Annotated in this window: 13 protein-coding genes and 1 riboswitch; of the genes, 2 read left to right on the top strand and 11 right to left on the bottom strand. The window is 71.5% G+C overall.

Annotated elements, in window-relative coordinates; genetic code table 11:
• Positions 1–55 precede the first annotated feature (55 nt).
• From RLT59_RS33260 to RLT59_RS33220, 9 genes are all read right to left on the bottom strand, one after another.
• A complete protein-coding gene (locus RLT59_RS33260; RefSeq protein WP_311306820.1) occupies positions 56–505 on the bottom strand; it encodes a PH domain-containing protein in 450 nt (149 codons plus the stop codon).
• 23 nt (positions 506–528) lie between these two features.
• Complete coding sequence (gene hisG / locus RLT59_RS33255) at positions 529–1,377, bottom strand: ATP phosphoribosyltransferase (protein WP_311306819.1); 849 nt, start codon at positions 1,375–1,377, stop codon at positions 529–531.
• A 62-nt stretch (positions 1,378–1,439) separates the two neighbouring features.
• Positions 1,440–1,712: a phosphoribosyl-ATP diphosphatase gene (locus RLT59_RS33250; RefSeq protein WP_073739434.1), complete on the bottom strand. Its 273-nt coding sequence runs from the start codon at positions 1,710–1,712 to the stop codon at positions 1,440–1,442.
• Between the two features lie 34 nt (positions 1,713–1,746).
• Complete coding sequence (ribH, locus tag RLT59_RS33245; protein WP_024493156.1) at positions 1,747–2,232, bottom strand: 6,7-dimethyl-8-ribityllumazine synthase; 486 nt, start codon at positions 2,230–2,232, stop codon at positions 1,747–1,749.
• Positions 2,233–2,285: 53 nt separating this feature from the next.
• Positions 2,286–3,584 (bottom strand): bifunctional 3,4-dihydroxy-2-butanone-4-phosphate synthase/GTP cyclohydrolase II, encoded by a 1,299-nt coding sequence (locus RLT59_RS33240; protein ID WP_311306818.1) that lies wholly within the window; start codon positions 3,582–3,584, stop codon positions 2,286–2,288.
• Positions 3,581–4,225 carry a nicotinamide mononucleotide transporter family protein gene (locus tag RLT59_RS33235; protein ID WP_311306817.1) on the bottom strand — a complete coding sequence of 215 codons (645 nt, stop codon included), beginning with the start codon at positions 4,223–4,225 and terminating at the stop codon, positions 3,581–3,583. Before RLT59_RS33235 ends, RLT59_RS33240 begins: the two co-directional genes overlap by 4 nt.
• Entirely contained in the window at positions 4,222–4,839 is a 618-nt protein-coding gene (locus RLT59_RS33230) for a riboflavin synthase (RefSeq protein WP_311306816.1), read from the bottom strand. Before RLT59_RS33230 ends, RLT59_RS33235 begins: the two co-directional genes overlap by 4 nt.
• Positions 4,840–5,940 (bottom strand): bifunctional diaminohydroxyphosphoribosylaminopyrimidine deaminase/5-amino-6-(5-phosphoribosylamino)uracil reductase RibD, encoded by a 1,101-nt coding sequence (ribD, locus tag RLT59_RS33225; protein WP_311306815.1) that lies wholly within the window; start codon positions 5,938–5,940, stop codon positions 4,840–4,842.
• A 155-nt stretch (positions 5,941–6,095) separates the two neighbouring features.
• Positions 6,096–6,226: riboswitch (FMN riboswitch) on the bottom strand.
• A gap of 234 nt (positions 6,227–6,460) precedes the next feature.
• Entirely contained in the window at positions 6,461–7,678 is a 1,218-nt protein-coding gene (locus RLT59_RS33220) for an ROK family transcriptional regulator (protein WP_311306814.1), read from the bottom strand.
• A gap of 155 nt (positions 7,679–7,833) precedes the next feature.
• On the opposite strand from RLT59_RS33220, the gene RLT59_RS33215 reads away from it, so the two are divergent.
• Both RLT59_RS33215 and RLT59_RS33210 read left to right on the top strand, forming a co-directional pair.
• Positions 7,834–9,063, top strand: coding sequence for an MFS transporter (locus RLT59_RS33215; RefSeq protein ID WP_311306813.1), 1,230 nt, complete (start codon positions 7,834–7,836; stop codon positions 9,061–9,063).
• A 168-nt stretch (positions 9,064–9,231) separates the two neighbouring features.
• Positions 9,232–10,626 carry a uracil-xanthine permease family protein gene (locus RLT59_RS33210; RefSeq protein WP_311307945.1) on the top strand — a complete coding sequence of 465 codons (1,395 nt, stop codon included), beginning with the start codon at positions 9,232–9,234 and terminating at the stop codon, positions 10,624–10,626.
• Positions 10,627–10,678: 52 nt separating this feature from the next.
• On the opposite strand, the gene RLT59_RS33205 is transcribed toward RLT59_RS33210, so the two are convergent.
• Together RLT59_RS33205 and RLT59_RS33200 are read right to left on the bottom strand one after the other, a co-directional pair.
• Complete coding sequence (locus RLT59_RS33205; protein WP_311306812.1) at positions 10,679–11,611, bottom strand: GNAT family N-acetyltransferase; 933 nt, start codon at positions 11,609–11,611, stop codon at positions 10,679–10,681.
• The gene (locus RLT59_RS33200; RefSeq protein WP_311306811.1) at positions 11,608–13,743 is read right to left on the bottom strand and encodes a putative phage tail protein; all 2,136 of its coding nucleotides are present in this window, start codon (positions 13,741–13,743) and stop codon (positions 11,608–11,610) included. Before RLT59_RS33200 ends, RLT59_RS33205 begins: the two co-directional genes overlap by 4 nt.
• Between the last annotated feature and the right edge of the window lie 60 nt (positions 13,744–13,803).

Here is a 13,803-nt window from a genome sequence, read left to right as displayed (position 1 = left end):
CAGGGCGCCGCCGCCCCCCAGAGTAATCAACAAGAGGCCCTGCGGGGCAGGGGGCTCAGCCGTTGTCCGTACCCGTGCCGTGGTTCTCGGCGAGGGCGCGGAGCGCGCGGGCGTCGCGAATGGCCTGCTCCTTGGCGATTCCGGGCTGGATGCCGAGGGCGGGCATGCTCGTCCCGTCGCTGAGGTCGAGGAAGACCCAGGGGTCACCGACGCGCAGGTTGACGCGCACGATCTCGGCCCAGGACAGCCGCCGGGTACGGGTGAGATTAACCACGGTCACCCCGCTGTCGTCCGCGACGACCTTGGGGCGACTGAGCAGCGCCAGCACGCCGAGGAAGACCAGCGCGGTGAAGACGAAGCTGGCCCGCTCCCCGTTGCTGAGCTGCTCCAGGGTGAAGGCGACGACGGTGATGACGGCGAACATCATCACGCCGACGCTCAGCAGGACCACGCGGGTGCGGGTCGGCCGGAAGGTGACCGGGAGGGAGGGTGCGGGGGCTGACATGGTCTTCTTCCGTGTCCCGCCCGTCAGAGCCGGCAGGCGTGGATGGCCGTGGTGAGGATGGCGCGGGCGCCGAGGTCGTACAGGTCGTCCATGATCCGCTGCGCTTCCTTGGAGGCGACCATGGAGCGGACGGCGACCCAGCCCTCGTGGTGCAGCGGGGAGATGGTGGGCGACTCCAGGCCCGGGGTGAGGGCGACCGCGCGCTCCAGGTGCTCGACGCGGCAGTCGTAGTCCATCATCACGTAGCTGCGGGCGACCAGGACGCCCTGGAGGCGGCGCAGGAACTGCTGCACCTTGGGCTCGTCGACCGGGGCGCCGGTGCGGCGGATGACGACCGCCTCCGACTTCATGATCGGTTCGCCGATGACTTCGAGTCCCGCGTTACGCAGGCTGGTGCCGGTCTCGACGACGTCCGCGATGATCTGTGCGACACCGAGCTCGATCGCGGTCTCGACGGCGCCGTCCAGGTGGACGACGGAGGCGTTGACCCCGGTCTCGGCCAGGTGCTTGGCGACGATGCCCTCGTAGGAGGTGGCGATCGTCAGCCCGTCGAAGTCCTGCGGGCCGGCGGCCGTGCCGGGCTTGGTGGCGTAGCGGAAGGTGGAGCGGGCGAAGCCGAGCTGGAGGATCTCCTCGGCCTCGGCGCCGGAGTCCAGGAGCAGGTCACGGCCGGTGATGCCGATGTCGAGCCGACCCGAGCTGACGTAGATCGCGATGTCGCGCGGGCGCAGGTAGAAGAACTCCACCTGGTTCTCGGGGTCGACGAGGACGAGCTCCTTGGACTCCTTGCGCTGCTTGTAGCCGGCCTCATGGAGCATCGCCATCGCAGGCCCGGAGATAGCACCCTTGTTGGGGACGGCGATGCGCAGCATGAGGTCGGGTTTCCTTTGCGAAAGGGGTGTGCGGAGCGTTCGGACGGGTGCGGAGGGCGTGCTCAGAGATGGGCGTAGACGTCGTCGAGCGAGATTCCGCGCGCGACCATCATCACCTGGACGTGGTAGAGCAGCTGGGAGATCTCCTCGGCTGCCGCGTCCTTGCTCTCGTGCTCGGCGGCCATCCAGACTTCGGCGGCCTCCTCCACGACCTTCTTGCCGATGGCATGCACACCCTTGTCCACCAGTTCGGCGGTACGGGAGGTGGAGGGGTCGCCGTCGGCGGCCTTGAGCTGGAGCTCGGCGAAGAGCTCTTCGAAGGTTTTGTTCGCCATGATGTCCTTAGAATACGGGGTCCCGGACCCGCACTCAGCGCCAGGGTTCGCTGACCGAGCGCAGTGTGGTGGCGGTGGCGACGGCGGCGGTGACCGCTTCGTGCCCCTTGTCCTCGTTGGACCCCTCGATGCCCGCCCGGTCGAGCGCCTGTTCCTCGGTGTCACAGGTGAGGACGCCGAAGCCGACCGGTACACCGGTGTCGACCGCGACCTGGGTGAGGCCGTTGGTGACGCCGTGCGACACGTATTCGAAGTGCGGGGTGCCGCCCCGGATGATCACGCCGAGTGCGACGATCGCGTCGTACCCGCGCCCGGCCAGCACCTTGGCGACCACCGGCAGCTCGAAGCTGCCGGGGACCCTCAGCAGGGTCGGCTCGTCGATGCCCAGCTCGTGCAGGGCACGCAGCGCGCCGTCGACGAGTCCGTCCATGACCTTCTCGTGCCACTGCGCGGCGATGACCGCCACGCGCAGGTCGCCGCAGTTGCGTACGGACAGTTCGGGTGCGCCCTTGCCGCTCATGTCTCTCCTACCGCTCGTTTCCTTGATGGCTGCTGGAAGTGCTGGTGCTGCGGCTACTGGTTGCCGCAGGTCGACACCGTGGCGGCGTCGAGCCAGGGCAGGTCGTGGCCCATCCGGTCCCGCTTGGTGCGCAGGTAGCGCAGATTGTGCTCGCCTGCCTGGACGGGCATCGGTTCCCGTCCGGTGACGGCCAGGCCGTGCCGCAGGATCGCGGCGGTCTTGTCGGGGTTGTTCGTCATCAGGCGCAGGCTGCGGACGCCGAGGTCCTTGAGGATCTGGGCACCGGCCGCGTAGTCGCGGGCGTCGGCGGGCAGTCCGAGCTCAAGGTTGGCGTCGAGGGTGTCGACGCCGCGCTCCTGGAGCTCGTACGCGCGCAGCTTGGAGACCAGGCCGATGCCGCGTCCCTCGTGGCCGCGCAGATAGACGACGACGCCGCGGCCCTCGTCCGTGATGCGCCGCATCGAGGCGTGCAGCTGGGGTCCGCAGTCGCAGCGCTCGGACTGGAAGATGTCGCCGGTCAGGCACTCGGAGTGGACCCGGACCAGGACGTCGTCGCCGTCCCCGATGTCGCCGTGGACCAGCGCGACGTGCTCGACCCCGTCCACGGTGGAGCGGTAGCCGTACGCGGTGAACGCGCCGAAGTCCGTCGGCAGCCGGACCTCCGCCTCGCGGCGGACGGCCGGCTCGGAGGTGCGGCGGTAGGCGATCAGGTCCTCGATGGAGATGATCGTGAGGCCGTGCTTGCGGGCGAACGGGACCAGCTGGGGAAGGCGCAGCATGACGCCGTCCTCGCCCGCGATCTCGACGATCGCCCCGGCGGGCCGCAGTCCGGCGAGCCGGGCGAGGTCGACAGCCGCCTCGGTGTGCCCGTTGCGCACGAGCACCCCGCCGGTACGGGCCCGGAGCGGGAAGATGTGGCCGGGCCGTACGAAGTCACCGGGGCCCGCGACGCCGCCCGCGAGCAGCCGGAGCGTGGTGGCCCGGTCGGCGGCGGAGATACCGGTGGTGACGCCGTGCGCGCCCGAGGCGTCGACGGAGACGGTGAAGGCCGTCTTCATCGACTCGGTGTTGTGGTCGACCATCTGCGGGAGTTCGAGCCGTTCCAGCTCGGCGTTCTCCATGGGCGCGCAGATCAGTCCGCGGCACTCGCTCATCATGAAGGCGACGATCTCGGGGGTGGCCTTCTCGGCCGCGATGACGAGGTCGCCCTCGTTCTCCCGGTCCTCGTCGTCCACGACCACGACGGGACGGCCCGCCGCGATGTCGCGGATGGCCTGCTCGACGGGGTCCAGGGTGAGGTCCTCCGCGGGCGCGTGGTGTTCCCGGTGCAACCAGGTGGGCTGGGCAGTCATGCCGTGGCTCCTTCCAGAGCTGGTGTCCGCGTACGCAGCCACCAGTCGCGCATGCCCCACAGGACGAGGGCCCCGTAGACGACGTAGATGAGACCGGAGAAGGCGAGACCGCTGTGGAAGTTGAGCGGTACGCCGACCAGGTCGACGAGGAGCCAGGCGAACCAGAACTCGACCATGCCGCGAGCCTGGGCGAGCATCGCCACGAGCGTGCCGGCGAATATGTACGCGTCCGCCCAAGGGCTCCACGAGAGCGAGGGGAACGCGGTGAACAGGCCGCCGACCGCGAGGGTGCCGACCGCCGCCCCGCCGAGCAGGTAGCCGCGTTCGCGCCAGCTGGCGAACCGTACGGCGATGGAGCCGTCCTGGGCCTGCTGCCTGCCCCTGGTCCACTGCTGCCAGCCCCAGACGGCCACCGCGATGACGATGACCTGCTTGCCGACGCTGCCCGCCTGGTGCACCGAGACGTTGGCGGCGACCAGGACGACACCGGACAGCAGCTGCGCCGGCCAGGTCCAGATCGAGCGCAGCCAGCCCAGGGTGAGGGCGATCAGGCCGATCGTGTTGCCGATCATGTCGGACCAGATGATGTGCTGACCGAAGACGCTGAACGCCTCCGAGTTCAGCCAGTGCAGGGCACTCACTTCGCCGGCTCCTCTGGCTCCTGCGCGCGGTGGCCGAGCAGCCGCTCGACGTACTTCGCGATGACGTCCACCTCAAGGTTGACCGGGTCGCCGGGCTCCTTGTGGCCGAGCGTGGTCAGGGCGAGGGTGGTGGGGATGAGGCTGATGGTGAAGTAGTCGGGTCCGGCGTCCACGACGGTCAGGCTCACTCCGTCGACGGTGATCGAGCCCTTCTCCACCACGTACCGGGTGAGCTCGGCGGGGAGCGAGACCTTCACGATCTCCCAGTTCTCGGAAGGCTTGCGCTCGACGATGCGGCCCGTGCCGTCCACGTGACCCTGCACGATGTGCCCGCCGAGCCTCCCGCCGACCGCCATGGGCCGCTCCAGGTTGACCCGGGAGCCGGCCCGCAGTGCGCCCAGGCTGGACCTGTTCAGCGTCTCGGCCATCACATCGGCGGTGAACTCCTGGCCGCCGTGGTCGACGACGGTCAGGCACACGCCGTTGACGGCGATCGAGTCGCCGTGCTTGGCGCCCTCGGTGACCACGGGTCCGCGCAGACGGAATCGGGAGGAGTCGCCGAGGTTCTCGACGGCGGTGACCTCACCCAGTTCTTCGACAATTCCGGTGAACACTCAGTTTCCCTTCGGAGCGGGGCCGGGGACGGCGGTGATGCGCAGATCGGGGCCGATACGCACGGTCTCGGTCATCTGGAGGCGCAACGCCTTGGAGATGGTGGGGATTCCGGCGTCGGCCAGGGCCGCGGGGCCCGCGCCGAGGAGCACGGGGGCGAGGTAGCCGACGATCCGGTCGACTGCTCCCGCCGCGACGAAGGCCCCGGCCAGGGTCGGGCCGCCTTCGAGGAGTACGGAGCGGATGCCGCGCTCATGGAGGGCGGCGAGCAGCGCGGAAAGGTCCAGCCCGGGGCCGGGCGCGGCGCGCGGCAGCCTCAGTACGGTCTCTTCCGGCAGGTGGCGGACGTCCGCGTCGTCGGCCACGGCGATCAGGGTGGGGGCGCCCGCGTCGAGGACCCGGGCTCCGGGCCGGACGGCGGTGGCGGCGGTGTCCACGACGACCCGCAGCGGCTGGACCGCGCCGTCGATGCCCCTGACCCCGAGCTGGGGGTCGTCGGTGCGGGCGGTTCCGGAGCCGACCACGACGGCGTCCGCCTCGGCGCGCAGCCGGTGCACGTCGGCGCGGGACTCCGTGGAGGTGATCCAGCGGCTGGTGGCGTCGGCGGCCGCGATCCGGCCGTCCAGGGTGGCCGCGTACTTCCAGGTGACATGGGGGCGGCCCAGCCGCACGGAGGTCAGCCAGGCGGCGTTGCCCTGCTCGGCCTCCTCGGCGAGGAGTCCCTGCTCGGCCTTGACCCCGGCCGCCCGCAGGGTGTCGGCACCCCCGGTGGCCTGCGGGTTCGGGTCACCGACCGCGTACACGACACGGGCGATCCCGGCGTCTATGAGCGCCTGGGCGCAGGGGCCGGTGCGTCCGGTGTGGTTACAGGGTTCGAGGGTGACGTAGGCGGTGCCGCCCCGCGCCTTCTCGCCGGCCGCGCGCAGGGCGTGGATCTCGGCGTGCGGCCCTCCGGCGCGCTGGTGGAATCCCTCACCGGCCGGCCGGCCCTTCGCGTCGAGGACGACGCATCCGACGACCGGATTGGGGCTGGTGGAACCGAGACCGCGGGCTGCGAGCGCGATGGCTCGGCGCATTGCGGTGGTGTCGGCTGCGGTGTCCACCGGGTCCTCCTGCCTCTTCGGGCACGGACTCCGGGGCCTGTCGATGACGACAGATGAAGCGGAACGTGGAACGGGGACGCCGAATGCCGGAAAAACGGATGGATCGGTCGCCCGAAAACCATCCGCCGACGGCGGCGTACCCGCGAAACGGCCCGCCGCGCACTGCCTCCCATCCGGACTTTAACCGTCGGTCCAGGAATCCCACCTGGTCAACCGGCCGCTGGATGCGGACGGGTCGCGGACTATAACCGCCGGTTCGGAATTGCACCGACCCCGGAGTGCGCTGCTGCTGGTACAGAATCAGTGTGCCACGACTGACCGTGGGCCATGCGGGTGAACGCTGTGGAGTGGCTCACAGACAGCCCGTGACGTCGCGCCTTTCCGGGGCGCGGGGTTCCGTCCTCAATCGCCGGACGGGCTTGATGTGCGGGTCCCCCGCGGGGTGCGCCCTTCCCGGTGGGTGGGGACCCGGGTCGTACGCCATTTCCGAGGAGTCTCGCCGGAGGGGCACCCGCACCGCTCAAGCCCGTCCGGCGATTGAGGACGGAACCCCCCGCCCCGGAGACCCCGCACCGAACAGCGCGTCCTGTGCCGCCTCCCGCGCCGCGAGCAGCGCGCCGCGCAGGACCGCCGTGCCGCCGAGCAGGCCGGCCCTGACCTCGGTGCGCAGGGGGGACATCAGGGCGAGCCGCTCCTCGACCCGTGCGGCCAGCGCGTCGCCGCCCGCGAGACCGACCTCGCCCGACAGCAGCACGCACCCCGGGTCCAGGACGGAGACGACGGCGGCCGCGCCGAGCGCCAGCCGGTCGGCGAGCGCGTCGAGGAAGGCCTCGCCGTCGCCCTCCCCCGCGAGGGCCGCGCGGACGGCGACCGCCGCGCCCGGCTCCCGGCCTCCGGTCGGGACGGCGATGCCGTGGGCGGAGGCCAGTTCGCACAGGGCTGCCGAGCCCCCCAGGGAGTGAAAGCCGCCGTCGCAGCTGACGGCGGACGGGGTGCCGTCGGTGCCGGGCACCGGCAGGAAGCCGATCTCGCCCGCGCCGCCGGAGGCACCGCGGCGCACCTTCCCGTCCAGCATGACGGCCGCCCCCACGCCGTGCCCGAGCCAGAGCAGGACGAACGTGTCGTGGTCGCGGGCGGCTCCGAGCCGGTGCTCGGCCACGGCCGCCAGGTTCGTCTCGTTCTCGACGAGCACGCCGGCAGGCAGTCGCTGCTGGAGTGCCCGGACCAGTCGGCGGTGCCAGGCCGGCAGTCCTGTGGTGTCGCGGAGTTCCCCGGTGACCGGGTCGATCAGGCCGGGAGCGCCGATGCCGACGCTGTGCAGCGGCGCGGTGCCGGCGCGGCGCGCGGTGCGTTCGAGGAGGGCCACGGCCTGTTCGACGGCCTCGTCGGTGGCGGTCTCGCTGCCGATCGGCAGGGTGGCCTCGGCCAGGGTCGCGCCCAGGAGGTCGGCGACGACCACCGCGAGGCTGTCGGTGCGGACGTCGAGGGCGGCCAGATGGGCGCGGTCCGCGACGATCCCGTAGAGCCGGGCGTTGGGGCCGCGGCGCTCGGCCCCGGCCTCTCCGACCACCCGGATCAGGCCCGCCCCCTGGAGCCGTTCGACCAGGTCGGCGACGGTGGGCCGGGAGAGTCCCGTCAGGGCCTTCAGCTGCGTGGCCGTCAGCGGGCCGTCCTGCTGGAGGTGCCGCAGGGCGAGCCGGTCGTTGATGGCCCTGGCGGTGCTCGGTGATGCGGGCATGCCGGAATCCTTCCAGACCGTCGCCGCGGTCGGTGCCGGCACGGCCTATTTATCAGGCAGGGTTCCTGATAGTTTACTGCCCGCATCGTGGAGAAGGACGCCGGGGAGCGTCGGAACCGCGGCATCGGAGAATTCCCAGGGGAGGGCACGGCGGCATGACGACGGATTCCACGGCAGCGGTCTTCAGCACGGAGCAGGTGAGGCGCGCCAGGTACGCCATCGCCGCGGTCTTCTCGGTACACGGAGCGGTGACCGGCAGTTTCGCCACCCGGGTGCCGTGGATCCAGGACCACGCGGGGCTCAGTGCCGGACAGCTCGGCATAGCCCTGGCCTTTCCGGCGATCGGCGCCTCGCTCGCGATGCCGCTGGCCGGCGCGATCAGCCACCGCTTCGGCGCCCGGAGCGCGCTGCGCGGGCTGCTGACGCTGTGGACCCTGGCACTGATCCTGCCTTCCATAGCCCCCAGCCTGCTGACGCTGTGCGCGGCCCTCCTGGTGTACGGGGCGTCGGCGGGCATGTCGGACGTGGCGATGAACGCGCTCGGGGTCGAGGTGGAGAACCGCCTCGACAAGTCGATCATGTCCGGGCTGCACGGGATGTGGAGCGTGGGCGCCCTGGTCGGTTCGGCGGCGGGCACGGTGGCCGCCCATCTGGGGGCCGACGCGCGACTGCACCACGTCGTCGCCGCGCTCGTCCTCACCACGCTCGGGCTGATCGCCTGCAGGCAGGTGCTGGATCTGCGCAGCGAGCCGGACACGGAGGCTCCGCCGCGCTTCACCCTGCCGCCCAGGTCGGCCCTGATCATCGGCGCGGTGGGCTTCTGCGCGGTGTTCGCGGAGGGCGCCAGCCTGGACTGGTCGGCGGTCTACCTCCGCGATGTCCTGGACAGTTCCGCAGGTCTGGCCGCCGCGTCGACGACCGCGTTCGCGCTGACGATGGCGGTCGCCCGGATCGCCGGTGACCGGGTCGTCGACCGCTTCGGCGCGGTGCGGACCGTACGGACTGGCGGCGTGCTCGCCACGGTCGGCGGGGTCCTGGTGGTCACCGCGCCCAATGTCGTCCTGGCGTTGTGCGGCTTCGGCCTGATGGGCCTCGGCATCGCCGTGGTCGTGCCGCTCGCCTTCGCGGCGGCCGGGCGCAGCGGGTCGAACCCGAGCCGGGCGATCGCGGGTGTCGCGACGATCACGTACACCTCGGGGCTGATCGCCCCTTCGGCGATCGGCTCGCTGGCCGAGGCGACCTCGCTGGTCGTCTCCTTCGGCCTGGTCTCGGTGCTGGCCTTCGGGCTGGTGCTCGGGGCCGGTGTGCTGCGGGCGGGCGATCGCAAGGTGTCCTCCTCGGACGCCGGGGTACCGGGAGCGGCGCCGGCCGAGCCGCGTCCCTGAGCCGTTCGGGTCACCGGGCGCGGCGGGTGGTGGTTCCGCGCACCCCGCGCCCGGATCCCGCCGGGGGGCGGTTGACGAACCGGCATTAACATGGCGCTGATCTTTTCCGCGGTCCGCGCCGTGCCCCGTGAGGCACCGGCCCGCCGCACCTACACACAGGGAGCAACCATGGGCGGCCTCGGCGTGCGCTGGACCTTGCACGGCGACGGGAAGACGCCCGCACCGGGAGCGGTCGTCCGCCCCGATGAGCGGCTCTCCTGGCCGCGGACGTTCGGGCTGGGCGCCCAGCACGTGGTCGCGATGTTCGGCGCGTCGTTCGTCGCCCCGGTGCTCATGGGTCTCGACCCGAACCTGGCGATCATGATGTCGGGTGTCGCGACGGCCATCTTCCTGCTGGCCACACGAGGGCAGGTGCCCAGCTATCTGGGCTGTTCACTCTCGTTCGTCGGGGTTGCCGCGACCATCCGGGCCAGCGGCGGCAGCAGTGCCGTGGTCACGGGCGCGGTCTTCGTGGTGGGGGCGGCGCTCTTCCTCGCCGGCCTCGCGGTGCAGCGGTTCGGCGCCCGGATCATCCACGCGGCGATGCCGCCGGTGGTGACGGGCTCGGTCGTGATGCTGATCGGCTTCAACCTGGCGCCGGTCACCGCGTCCACGTACTGGCCGCAGGACCAGTGGACGGCCCTGCTGGTGATGCTGTTCACCGGACTGGCCGTGGTCTGTCTGCGCGGTTTCCTGTCCAGGATCGCGATCTTCCTCGGTCTGGTCTTCGGCTACGTGCTGTCCTGGGTCCTGGACCGGGTGTTCGGGAAGATCCACTCCCCCGCCGGGGGCGCCGAGGCCGTGGACCACTGGCGGCTGGACCTGTCGGGGGTGGGGAAGGCCGACTGGGTCGGGCTGCCGTCGTTCCACGCCCCGAGCTTCGAGTGGTCCGCGATCCTGGTCGCGCTGCCCGTCGTCATCGCGCTCATCGCGGAGAACGCCGGGCATGTGAAGGCGGTCGGCGAGATGACGGGCCGCTCGCTGGACGGCAAGCTCGGCACCGCGATCGCCGCGGACGGCGCCGCCTCGATGCTGTCGACCGTGTTCGGCGGTCCGCCGAACACGACGTACTCCGAGAACATCGGCGTGATGGCCGCGACCCGGGTGTACTCCACCGCGGCGTACTGGGCGGCCGCCTGCTTCGCCCTGCTGTTCGGACTGTGCCCCAAGTTCGGCGCGGTCGTGGCGGCCATTCCGGGCGGGGTCCTCGGCGGCATCACGGTGATCCTCTACGGCATGATCGGTCTCCTCGGTGCCCAGATCTGGCTGAACGCCAAGGTCGATCTGCGCAACCCGCTGAACCTGGTGCCGGCCGCGGCGGGCATCATCATCGGCGTCGGCGGGGTCAGTCTGAAGGTCACCGACAACTTCGAGCTGAGCGGGATCGCGCTCGGCACCATCGTCGTGATCACCGGCTACCACGTGCTGCGGGCCTTCGCCCCGGCCCACCTCAAGACCCAGGAGCCGCTGCTCGACTCCGGGACGTCCGGCTACGACGGGAAGCCGCCGGCCGACGAAGCCTGACCGCTCTGCGGCCCCGGCCACGCAGGGCCGGGGCCGCCGACAGGCGGCGCGGTCAGAAGCAGTCGCCGTACCAGTGGACCGCGCCGGGCGCCGTGACCGTGGCGCGCACCGACTCGGCCGTGGCATGCAGCGGCCGTGCCATCCCCACGTGCTCCGTGACCTGCCCGGCGTCCGCCAGCAGGACCGGCAGCGCGGCCCGCACCCCGGCGGTGACGGGAATCCGGACCCGGACCCGGGTCAGCCACGCCGCAGCGGCCCGTGAGCCGACGGCGGCGAACAGCGCCCCCAGACACGCCTCCGTACCCGCGAACTCGCGCACCTCCACGCAGTCCCCCGCGTGCCGCGCCACGATCCAGCCGGTGAGCGCGCCGGAGACCGGGTCCCGCGCCACGAGCGACTGTTCGAGCGCGCCGTACCAGGCGGGCACGCGCACCGCCCAGTCCTCCGGCGCGCGCAGCGAGCTGAGCGGCCGCCGCGCGTTGTACGCGTGGTGCAGAGCGGCCACCTCCACGGCGTCACGGGCCGTGGCAGCCCGGACCGGGTAGGGCTCCGGAGCGGACGAGGCGGCGAGCGTCCCCTCGGTGTAACCGCTCGCGAACTCCTGCCACCCCGAGCTCCGGTAGACCCCGGGCGTCCCGGTGAACAGCAGGGACCAGGCGCACCGTTCGGCCGTCATGGTGCGCTCCGCCGCCGCCAGCAGCCGTCGCACCAGCCCCTGTCCCCTGGCTTCGGGGCGGGTCGCCACGCTGCCGATGCCGCCGACCCTGCGCGGGGTGCCGTCCGCGTCCCGGATCAGCCTCGGTACGTAGACGACGACCGCGTCGATCCCCTCCCCCGCGTCGTTCTGCGCGACGAAGGTGTGCCGGTGGCGGTCCGGGTCGAGCGCGTGGAGGGCGGTGAGGTGCGGGGACTCGAAGCACCGCTTCCACAGGGCGGCCAGAGCCGGATCGTCGGCCGGGGTGGCGGTGCGGACGGTGGCGCTCACAGGATCAGGTTCCCGCCCGTGCGGACCCGATCGCCGTCCTCCGGCATCGCGCCGCGCCGGGTGCCGTCCTCCACGCACCCCGTGTGCAGGACCGAGTCCATGGCTTCCGGGGCGAGATGGAGGACCCCGCCGGTGAAGCGGCTGCCGGTCGCCGCGTAGTGGTTCACGCCGTAGGCGATACGGATGTGCGCGGTGTCCGCTCCGGCGGCGGTGCTGCTGAGACCGGTGAGGTCCCAGGTCGTGCTCCCGGAACCGGCCGCCCGGCCGAGCAGCGCCCCCGCCTTGTTGGCGCCGGTGATCCTGGCGCCGCCGGTCACGGTGATCCGCTGGTCGCGCACGCCGCTGAGCTCGATGCCGGTGTTGTGGAACGTACCGCCGTCCAGCCGCAGCTCGGCCGAGCCCACCGAGAGGGGGGCCGCGTCGTCGGCGCCGGTGACGGTGCAGTCGGTGAGGTGGACGGGGCCCGCACCGCGCAGGACGACGCCGTCGACGCCCTTGAACGTGCAGCGCACGAAGTGGACGGGTGCGGTGACGGGGGTCTGGACGAGGACGGCTCCGGCGGGCGGTTCGAAGGAACAGTCGCTGACGGTGGTCGGCCGGGTGGAGCGCTCCGAGCGCTGGGCGACGGCGAAGGTCTTCGCGGTGCAGCCGCGCACCTGGGCCCCGTCGGCGTTCACCGTGAGGGTGCCGGCCTGGTCGAAGGTGGGGCGGGCGATCACCGTGATGTCCTCAAGGGTCAGATCGGTGATCTTCGTGTTGGCGGTGAACCAGGAGCAGACGTGTCTGCGTACGGTGATCCGCTTGGCGGAAATACCCCACTGGGCACCCGAGTTGGCGATGTCCATGAGCCCGGAGTTGCCGTCGAAGAGCAGGTCGTGCTCGTACTGGCCATGGGTGGTGAAGGGGTTGCCGCCCGCGTCGTCGCCGTCGCCGTGGCAGTTCACGACGGTGCAGTAGGCGGAGGCGGTGAGGTCGTTGAGGTGGCGCACGTTGCTGGTGGTGCAGTCGGCCACCCGCCCGTACAGGCAGTAGATCTGCTGGGTGAGGTAGCCCGCGCCGCCGTACTCGACGGTGGGCGGGTTCTTCAGCGAGCAGTTCTCGGTACGGAAGCGGGTGCACCAGCGGCGCATGACGACCGGCCAGAAGGTGCCGGTGGCGTGGATGCCGGAGACGTCGCAGCCGACGGCGTACTCGAAGCTGACGGGGTGGGAGCCGGTGTACTCGTCGGGCCCCGCCCCCTCGAAGAGCATGTCGCGGATGTGGGTGTCGCGGACCGGTTCGATCCGGGTCCAGGTGAGGGTGCGGCCGGCGGCGAGTTCCCAGCCGTTGAGGTAGCCGATCCGGATGTGGCCCGCGTCGACGATCTCGGTGATCTCGACGAGCTTCTGCAGTTCCCGCTCGTCACCGCCGCCGCCCTCGACCGGGTCGACCCGCACCGACCACCACTGGCCGACCGCGAAGGCCTTCGCGTCGGGAACCGGGAAGGTGTCGGTGAGTTCGATGACCTTGCCGGAGAGTGTGTGTTTGACGGTGGTGTCGGTGACGGTGCCGTGGAAGGAGAGGACGGCGCCGAAGGGGTTGTCGTGGGTGTTCTTCTCAATGCCGGTGGTGTGGATGTGGTGTCCGCCGAAGTCGAGTTCGATGTTCGAGCGGTGGAAGAGGTGGCGTTTGGTGAACAGGAGGTCGGTGTGGGCTTCGACGCGGTGGACGCTCTTGTCGTTGACCATGGCGTCGAGTGCGGCGTCGGCGGGGGTTGTGGCGTCGAAGTGGCCGAAGGTGCGGAAGTCGAGCGTTCCGGTGTGGAGCTGGTGCCAGCGTCCGGTCTTGGCCCCGTCGGGGGCGATGACGGTGCCGCCGTTGTGGGCGGCGGTGGACTTCTTGTTCCAGCGCAGGGCCATGGCGCCGCCGTCGCCGGGGGTGCGGTAGCCGGCCAGCAGGATCTGGGTGCCGTCGGCCAGCGGCTTGGTGTTCAGGGCCCGCAGCGCGGCGACCGAGTCCAGGTTCAGGACATCGCCGGTATGGGCGGGGGCGGCCTGCGCGGACCCGGTGGCCACGGCCGAACCGGCGATGACCAGACCGGCCAGACCCGAAGCCCGCAGCAGATTCCGGCGGGACGAAGCGTTGGCGGACATGACGGAGGTGCTCCTCGCGTTGTCAGTGCTTGTCGATGCGTGCTCGGTGCGTGCGTGATC

Source organism: Streptomyces sp. ITFR-6, from assembly GCF_031844725.1.
Classification (GTDB): Bacteria; Actinomycetota; Actinomycetes; order Streptomycetales; family Streptomycetaceae; genus Streptomyces.
The sequence above is the reverse complement of the archived record's forward strand: the minus strand, read 5'-3'. Positions and strand labels throughout refer to the sequence as shown.